This is a genomic window from Nocardioides sp. (assembly GCF_035429765.1).
Lineage (GTDB): Bacteria > Actinomycetota > Actinomycetes > Propionibacteriales > Nocardioidaceae > Nocardioides.
Map to the genome: position 1 here is coordinate 1 of NZ_DAOMFK010000144.1, position 7,805 is coordinate 7,805.

7 protein-coding genes are annotated in these 7,805 nt (G+C 69.7%); 3 read left to right on the forward strand and 4 right to left on the reverse strand.

All coding sequences use genetic code 11. The features are described from left to right. Nucleotides 1-155: 155 nt before the first annotated feature. From PLP61_RS12510 to PLP61_RS12520, 3 genes are all read left to right on the forward strand, one after another. Nucleotides 156-2,339 carry an RNA degradosome polyphosphate kinase gene (locus tag PLP61_RS12510; RefSeq protein ID WP_324503055.1) on the forward strand — a complete coding sequence of 728 codons (2,184 nt, stop codon included), beginning with the start codon at nt 156-158 and terminating at the stop codon, nt 2,337-2,339. A 79-nt stretch (nt 2,340-2,418) separates the two neighbouring features. Further along, entirely contained in the window at nt 2,419-3,036 is a 618-nt protein-coding gene (locus tag PLP61_RS12515; RefSeq protein WP_324503056.1) for a DUF47 domain-containing protein, read from the forward strand. Between the two features lie 4 nt (nt 3,037-3,040). Continuing rightward, nucleotides 3,041-4,045, forward strand: coding sequence for an inorganic phosphate transporter (locus PLP61_RS12520; protein ID WP_324503057.1), 1,005 nt, complete (start codon nt 3,041-3,043; stop codon nt 4,043-4,045). A 58-nt stretch (nt 4,046-4,103) separates the two neighbouring features. Here PLP61_RS12520 and pstB read toward each other — a convergent pair whose 3' ends face one another. The 4 genes from pstB to PLP61_RS12540 form a co-directional block, all read right to left on the reverse strand. Then, nucleotides 4,104-4,874, reverse strand: a complete 771-nt coding sequence (gene pstB, locus PLP61_RS12525; protein WP_324503061.1) for a phosphate ABC transporter ATP-binding protein PstB — start codon at nt 4,872-4,874, stop codon at nt 4,104-4,106. Nucleotides 4,875-5,029: 155 nt separating this feature from the next. Further along, nucleotides 5,030-5,938: a phosphate ABC transporter permease PstA gene (gene pstA / locus PLP61_RS12530; protein WP_324503058.1), complete on the reverse strand. Its 909-nt coding sequence runs from the start codon at nt 5,936-5,938 to the stop codon at nt 5,030-5,032. Continuing rightward, nucleotides 5,938-6,891 (reverse strand): phosphate ABC transporter permease subunit PstC, encoded by a 954-nt coding sequence (pstC, locus tag PLP61_RS12535; RefSeq protein WP_324503059.1) that lies wholly within the window; start codon nt 6,889-6,891, stop codon nt 5,938-5,940. The genes pstA and pstC overlap by 1 nt, the downstream gene beginning before the upstream one ends. 25 nt (nt 6,892-6,916) lie before the next feature. Then, nucleotides 6,917-7,805 (reverse strand): PstS family phosphate ABC transporter substrate-binding protein (locus PLP61_RS12540; RefSeq protein WP_324503060.1); only part of this gene is annotated, 889 nt, incomplete at its 5' end.

The window sequence follows — 7,805 nt, forward strand, 5'->3', positions numbered from 1 at the left end:
CGCTCCTGCCATCCCCGCAGCCTGCCGTGGACCGGGACCTCTCCGCGCCGCTCCTCCACAGCCCGCGGATAGTACGGTCCCAACGCGGGGTCGGGAGGCCCCGAACACCCCGCGTTGGGACCGTACTATCCCCCGCGGGGTGCCAGACTTGGCCCATGTCGACCGAGAGCCTGCTGCCGTCGCACGTCACCAGTCCCCACATCGAGGGACCGGAGGCAGGGGACCCGTTCGCGCACCCCTCCGACACGTTTCACGTGCCGCTGCCGTACGAGCCCTCCGACGAGGCGCGGGCCGCCGTGGAACGGTTCACCGACCGGTTCCTGGACCGCGAGCTGTCCTGGCTGCGGTTCAACCAGCGGGTGCTCGAGCTGGCCGAGGACGAGAGCCTCCCGCTGCTCGAGCGGGCCCGGTACCTGGCCATCTTCGCCAGCAACCTCGACGAGTTCTTCATGGTGCGCGTCGCCGGCCTCAAGCGCCGCATCGCCGCCGGCGTGGCCGTCCGCGCCGCGTCGGGCATGCTGCCGCGCGAGATCGTCGACCGGATCTGGACGACCACCAGCGCCCTGATGATCCGCCACGCGAAGGCGTTCCGCGAGGGCGTGGTCCCAGCGCTGCGCGAGGAGGGCATCGAGCTGGTCCGTTGGGACGAGCTGGACCGGGACGAGCAGCGCTACGCCAAACGGCTGTTCAAGGAACGGGTCTTCCCGGTGCTGACCCCGCTCGCGGTGGACCCGGCCCACCCGTTCCCCTACATCTCCGGCCTCTCCCTCAACCTGGCCGTCCTGGTCCGCAACCCGGTGACCGGCACCGAGCACTTCGCCCGCGTCAAGGTCCCCCCGATCTTCGACCGCTTCGTCCCGCTCGGCAACCAGCGGTTCGTGCCGCTCGAGGACGTCATCGGGGTCCACCTCACCCGGCTCTTCCCGGGCATGGAGGTGCTGCAGGTGCACACCTTCCGGGTCACCCGCAACGAGGACCTCGAGGTCGAGGAGGACGACACCGAGAACCTCCTCAAGGCCCTCGAGAAGGAACTGTTGCGCCGCCGGTTCGGCCCGCCGGTGCGGCTGGAGGTGGAGGAGTCGATCGACCCGAGGATCCTCGAGCTGCTCATCTCCGAGCTCGACGTGCGCGAGCAGGAGGTGGTCCGGCTGCCCGGGCCTCTGGACCTCACCGGCCTGCACGGCATCGCCGACCTGGCCCGCGAGGACCTGAAGTTCGCCGCGTTCGTGCCCAGCACCCACGCGCTGCTGGCCGAGAAGGAGTCCGCCTCGCCGGTCGACGTCTTCGACGCCGTACGCCGCCACGACGTGCTGCTGCACCACCCCTACGACTCGTTCGCGACGTCGGTGCAGCGGTTCATCGAGCAGGCGGCGGCCGACCCGCACGTGCTGGCCATCAAGCAGACGCTCTACCGCACCTCCGGCGACTCCCCGATCATCGACGCCCTCGTCGATGCCGCCGAGGCGGGCAAGCAGGTGCTGGTGATCGTGGAGATCAAGGCCCGCTTCGACGAGGAGGCCAACATCCGCTGGGCGCGCAAGCTCGAGCACGCGGGCTGCCACGTGGTCTACGGCCTGGTCGGGCTCAAGACCCACTGCAAGGTGTCGATGGTGGTGCGCGACGAGCCCGACGGCATCCGGCGCTACACCCACATCGGCACCGGGAACTACAACCCGAAGACCGCTCGCCTCTACGAGGACCTCGGCCTGCTGACCTGCGACGAGACCATCGGCGGGGACGCCGCGAACCTGTTCAACAACATCAGCGGGTTCTCCCGCAACGCCGAGTACGACAGCCTGCTGGTGGCGCCCAACTCGGTGCGCACCGGGCTGATCGAGCACATCCACCGCGAGATCGCCCACCACCGGGAGGGCCGGCCCGCCCGCATCCGGATCAAGGCCAACTCCGTGGTCGACGAGGCGCTGATCGACTCGCTGTACATCGCCTCCCAGGAGGGCGTGCCCGTGGAGCTGCTCATCCGCGGCATCTGTGCGCTGCGCCCCGGCGTACCCGGCCTGTCCGAGACCGTGCGGGTCCGCTCCGTGCTGGGTCGGTTCCTCGAGCACAGCAGGGTCTTCTGGTTCGAGAACGGCGGGGCGCCCGTCGCGTGGATCGGGTCGGCGGACATGATGCACCGCAACCTGGACCGGCGCGTGGAGGTGCTGGTCCGCCTGCCGGAGGCGTCCAACGTGGCGTCCGTGGACGAGCTGCTCACCCTGGCCTTCGACCCCGACACCACGGCGTGGGAGCTCGACAGCGAGGGGACCTGGCACCGCAACGGGGGCGGGCGGAACCTGCACGAGGCGCTGATCTCCCGGCAGCGGGGGCGGCGCAGCTGACCTGAAGACCACGGAGTTGCCGTCCGGGCCAGCCCACCCCCTAGCATTGGAACGTTCACATCCCGTCCCAGGAGCTCCCGTGGCCTTCAAGTTCCGTCCGGTCGACAACGAGTTCTTCGACCTGTTCGGTCAGTCGGCCCAGCACCTGGTCACCGGCGCCGGGATGCTCGCGGAGATGTTCAACGACGCCAGCGACCGCGACGAGGTGGTACGCCGGATGCGCGTCGCCGAGCGCGAGGCGGACGAGACCGCCCGGGCGATCGTGGTCCGCGTCAACAGCACGTTCGTGACGCCGTTCGACCGGGAGGACATCCACACGCTGGCGAACCTGCTCGACGACGTGATGGACCTCATCGACGAGGCCATCGACATGATCCACATCTACGAGGTGCACCAGATCCCCGCCGAGGTCATCAAGCAGGCCGACGTCATCCAGCGGTGCGCGGACCTCACCGCGGAGGCGATGCCGCGGCTGCGGACGATGAAGGGCCTGGACGACTACATCGCAGAGGTGAACCGGCTCGAGCGCTCGGGCGACAAGTCCTACCGGCGGATCCTGGCGAAGCTGTTCGGCGGGAGCTACGAGGCGATGGAGGTCCTCAAGCTCAAGGACATCGTGGAGTGCCTGGAGAAGGCGATCGACGGGTTCGAGCGGGTGGCCAACACCGTGGAGCAGATCGCGGTCAAGGAGTCCTGACCCGATGGAGCTCGCGATCATCGTCGCGGTCGTCCTGGTCGCCCTCGGGTTCGACTACACCAACGGCTTCCACGACGCGGCCAACGCGATCGCGACCTCGATCTCGACGCGGGCGCTGACCCCCCGGATCGCCCTGGGGATGGCGGCGCTGATGAACTTCGTCGGCGCCTTCTTGGGCCAGAAGGTCGCCCAGACCGTCTCCGAGGTGATCTCCCCGCCCGAGGGGACCCAGGGGCTGATGGTCGTGCTGGCCGGCCTGCTCGGTGCCATCGCCTGGAACCTGATCACCTGGTACTTCGGGCTGCCCTCCTCCTCCTCCCACGCCCTGATCGGCGGCCTCGCCGGCGCCGCGCTGGCCTCGGGCACCGTGGTCAACTGGGGGACGGTCGTGGACAAGGTGGTCATCCCGATGTTCCTCTCACCGGTGGTGGCCTTCTCGCTGGGGTTCCTGCTGATGCTGGCCCTGATGTGGGGCTTCCGCCGGGCGCACCCGGCCCGGGTCAACCGCGGCTTCCGGGTGGCCCAGACCCTCTCGGCCGCGGCGATGGCGCTGGGCCACGGGCTGCAGGACGCCCAGAAGACGATGGGCGTGATCTTCCTGGCGCTGCTCACCGGCGGGTACGTCGCCGCCGACGACAGCCTGCCGCTGTGGGTGATCGTGGCGGCCGCGACAGCGATCTCGCTGGGCACCTGGTCGGGCGGCTGGCGGATCATCCGCACCCTGGGCCGCCGGATCATCCACCTCGACCCTCCCCGCGGGTTCGCCGCCGAGACGGTCGCCGCGTCGGTGCTCTACACCTCGGCGTACGTCTGGCAGGCGCCGATCTCCACCACGCACACCATCACCTCGGCGGTGATGGGGGTCGGCGCGACCAAACGCGCCTCGGCGGTGCGCTGGGGGGTGGGCCGCTCGATCGTCACCGCCTGGGTCCTCACCTTCCCGATGGCCGCGCTGGCCGCCGCCCTGTGCTACTGGATCCCCTCGCTGATCGCCTCCGCCCTCGGATAGTACGGTCCCAACGCGGGGTCCGGAGCGGTCGAACACCCCGCGTTGGGACCGTACTAACTCAGCCGAAGCGGCCGGAGATGTAGTCCTCGGTGCGGGGGTCGGAGGGGTTGGAGAAGATCTTGGCGGTCTGGTTGAACTCCACCAGCAGGCCGGTGCGGTTGCCGGTGGTCTCGTCGGGCATCGCGGTGAAGAACGCGGTGCGGTCGGAGACGCGGGCGGCCTGCTGCATGTTGTGGGTGACGATGATGATCGTGTACTCCTCGCGCAGCGACAGCATCAGGTCCTCGATGCGCGCGGTGGCGATCGGGTCCAGCGCGGAGCACGGCTCGTCCATCAAGATCACGTCCGGCTGGGTGGCGATCGTGCGGGCGATGCACAGCCGCTGCTGCTGACCGCCGGACAGGCCGTACGCCGACTGCTTGAGCTTGTCCTTGACCTCGTCCCAGAGCGCGGCGTGGCGCAGCGAGCGCTCCACCAGCGCGTCCATGTCGTCGACCTTCATCCCGGTCACCCGGGGCCCGTAGGCGATGTTGTCGTAGATCGACTTGGGGAAGGGGTTCGGCTTCTGGAAGACCATGCCGATGTGGGTGCGCACGGCGATCGGGTCGACGTGCTTGGCGTAGATGTCCTGGCCGTGGTAGGTGACCTCGCCCTCGACGCGGGCGCCGGGGACCAGGTCGTTCATCCGGTTCAAGCAGCGCAGCACCGTCGACTTGCCGCACCCCGACGGCCCGATCAGCGCGGTGATCTCGTTGCGGCCGAAGGCCAGGTTGACCTTGTGCACCGCGTGGAAGTCGCCGTAGAAGACGTTGAGGTCCAACGCCTCCATCACCGGGTCGGGAGGAAGGTCGGGCAGCGTGCGCTCCTCGTGCTCGGTGACCTCCTCGAGGCGACCCGGGGTCGGGGAGGACGGGACGGGTGGAGCCACCCCACCGGTGCCCTGGGGGACGGTGAAGGTGCCGGGACGAAGGGACATGGTCTACCTCACCAGGTGCGCTGGAACTTGTTGCGGATGTAGATGGCCAGGCCGTTGAGCGCCAGGATCATCACGAGGAGCACGATGATCGCCGCCGACGCGGCCACCTGGAGCGCCTCCTGCGACTGCGAGGTCGAGGAGTAGATCTGCAGCGGCAGGGCGGTGAACTGGCTCATCAGCCCGTTCGGGTCGAAGCGGATCGCGGTCGCGGTGCCGATCATCAGCAGCGGGGCCGCTTCGCCGATCGCGCGGGACAGGCCGAGGATGGTGCCGGTGGCGATGCCGGGTACGGCGGCCGGCAGGGTCTGCCGCCAGGTGGTCTGCCACTGGGTGGCGCCCAGCGCCAGCGACCCCTCGCGGATCTCGCGCGGCACCGCCCGGACCGCCTCGCGGGTGGTGATGATGATGACCGGCAGGATGAGCAGCGCGAGGGCGATCGCCCCGCTGATCACCAGCCCGCGCTCGCGGATGCCGACCAGCTCGACGAAGGCGACCGCGAGCAGGCCGTAGACGATCGACGGCACGGCCGCGAGGTTCTGCAGGTTGACCTCGATGAACCGGTTCCACCACTTCTGCCCGTCGGCGAACTCCTCCAGGTGGAGGGCGGCGGCGATCCCCAGCGGCACCGCGAGGGCGGCCGTCGCCAGCATCACCCAGACGCTGCCCAGGATGCCGGCCCGGAAGCCGGTGCGCTCGGGGAAGAGCTGGGAGCTGTAGTCGGTGAGCAGCGCCATGTCGAAGCGCGGCGCGCCCTTGACCGCGGTGGTCAGGATCAGCACGAGCAGCACCAGGATGCCGAAGAGCAGCGAGAACCACAGCGCACCCAGGAACACCAGGGAGCGCAGGTCCTTGTCGCGGCTGCGGCCGGCGGACAGCGTGACGGTCTCACGCGCGGCGGTGGCGTAGGCGGCGCTCATCAGTACTCCTGCCGGAACCGGCGCACGAACGCGATGCTGATGACGTTGATCACCAGCGTGATCACGAACAGCATCAGGCCGACGGCGAACAGCGTGTTGTACGACGTGGAGCCGACCGGGTTCTCCCCGCCGGCCGTGGTGGCGATGTACCCCGTCATGGCCTGCATGCCCTCCCGCGGGTCCAGCGACAGGTTGGGCTGGGACCCGGCGGCGAGGGTGACGATCATGGTCTCGCCGACGGCGCGGGAGAGGCCGAGCACGACGGCGGCGGCGATGCCGGACAAGGCGGCGGGGAAGACGACCCGCAGGGTGGTCTGCAGCCGGTTGGCGCCCATCGCGAGCGAGCCCTGCCGCAGGGCGAGCGGGACGGCCGAGAGCGCGTCCTCCGACAGCGACGCGATGGTGGGGATCACCATCACCCCCAGCACCAGCCCCGCGGCGAGCGCGTTGGTGAAGCCGACGTCCATCCCCAGCAGGTCCTGCAACAGGGTCGGGGTGACGAACGCGAGGGCGAAGAAGCCGTAGACGACCGAGGGGATGCCCGCGAGCAGCTCGACCACCGGCTTGAGCCGCGCCCGCGTCTTCTTCGAGGCGTACTCGGAGAGGTACATCGCGGTGCCCAGGCCGAGCGGGACGGCCAGCGCCAGCGCCACCGCCGTGATCACGAAGGTGGCGCTGACCAGCGGCCACACGCCGTACGCCGGGTCGTGGGAGTTGGGCGCCCACCGCGTGGTGCCCAGGAACTCCCCGATCGGGACCTCCCGGAAGAAGTCGAGCGCGGGTCGCAGCAGGGCGATGATGATCCCCACCGTGGTGGCGATGGAGACCAGGGCGGCGGCGAGCAGCACGCCCCGGACGACGCTCTCACCGGGCCGGGCGCGCCGGCCCAGGTCGACGGGCGTCTGCAGGCCCAGCGAGGTCGCTGGGCCTGCAGACGTGGGTGTGGTGGTCACACTGGATCCTCGGTACGCCGGTCGGTCAGCCCGAGAGCCCGGCGAGCGCGTCCTTCGTCTCCGCCGTCTGCTCGTCGTTCAGCGGGATGAACTTGGCCGCCTCGGTGATCGTCGCGAGGTTGTCGATGTAGAAGTCGACGTACTCCTTGACCTGCGCCTTGTCGGCGTAGGACGTGTTGCTGACGTAGATGAACAGCGGCCGGGCCAGCGGGGCGTAGCTGCCGTCCTGGGCGGTCTCCGCCGACGGTGCGACGCAGCCGGAGCCGGAGTCGATGGCCACCGCCTTGAGCGCGTCGGCGTTCTCCTCGAAGTAGGTGTAGCCGAAGTAGCCCATCGCGCCCGGGGTGCCCGAGACGCCCTGCACGATCACGTTGTCGTCCTCCGACGACTCGTAGTCGGTGCGCGAGGCGCCCTCCTCACCGTTGATCTCGTCGGTGAAGTAGTCGAAGGTGCCCGAGTCGGTGCCGGGGCCGAACAGCGAGATCTTCTCGTCGGGGAAGCTCGGGTCGACCTGGTTCCAGTTGGTGACCTTGCCCTCGGCCGACGGCTCCCAGATCTTCTTGAGCTGCTCGGTGGTCAGGCAGTCGATCGCCAGGTCCGGGTTGACCACGACGGTGAGCGCGTCGGTGGCCACGTGGAGCGGGGTGTACTCGACGCCGTTGTCGGCGCACACCGGCGCCTCCTCGTCGTCCTTGATCGGCCGGGAGGCGTCGGAGATGTCGGTCTTGCCGGCGCAGAAGACCTCGAACCCGCCACCGGTGCCGGACTCGCCGACGGTGACCTTGATGTCGGGGTTCTCCTCGTTGAGCAGCTCGGCGGCCGCGTTGCTGAGGGGGTAGACGGTCGACGACCCGTCGACAGCCACGGGGCCCGAGGCGCCGCACCCGGAGTCGGCCCCGTCACGCTGTGCGCCG

Excerpts from the sequence above, each read along its gene's own strand:
- PLP61_RS12510 (WP_324503055.1), top strand. The coding sequence starts at position 156 with ATGTCGACCGAGAGCCTGCTGCCGTCGCACGTCACCAGTCCCCACATC.
- PLP61_RS12520 (WP_324503057.1), top strand. The coding sequence starts at position 3,041 with ATGGAGCTCGCGATCATCGTCGCGGTCGTCCTGGTCGCCCTCGGGTTC.
- pstB (WP_324503061.1), bottom strand. The coding sequence starts at position 4,874 with ATGGAGGCGTTGGACCTCAACGTCTTCTACGGCGACTTCCACGCGGTG.
- pstA (WP_324503058.1), bottom strand. The coding sequence starts at position 5,938 with ATGAGCGCCGCCTACGCCACCGCCGCGCGTGAGACCGTCACGCTGTCC.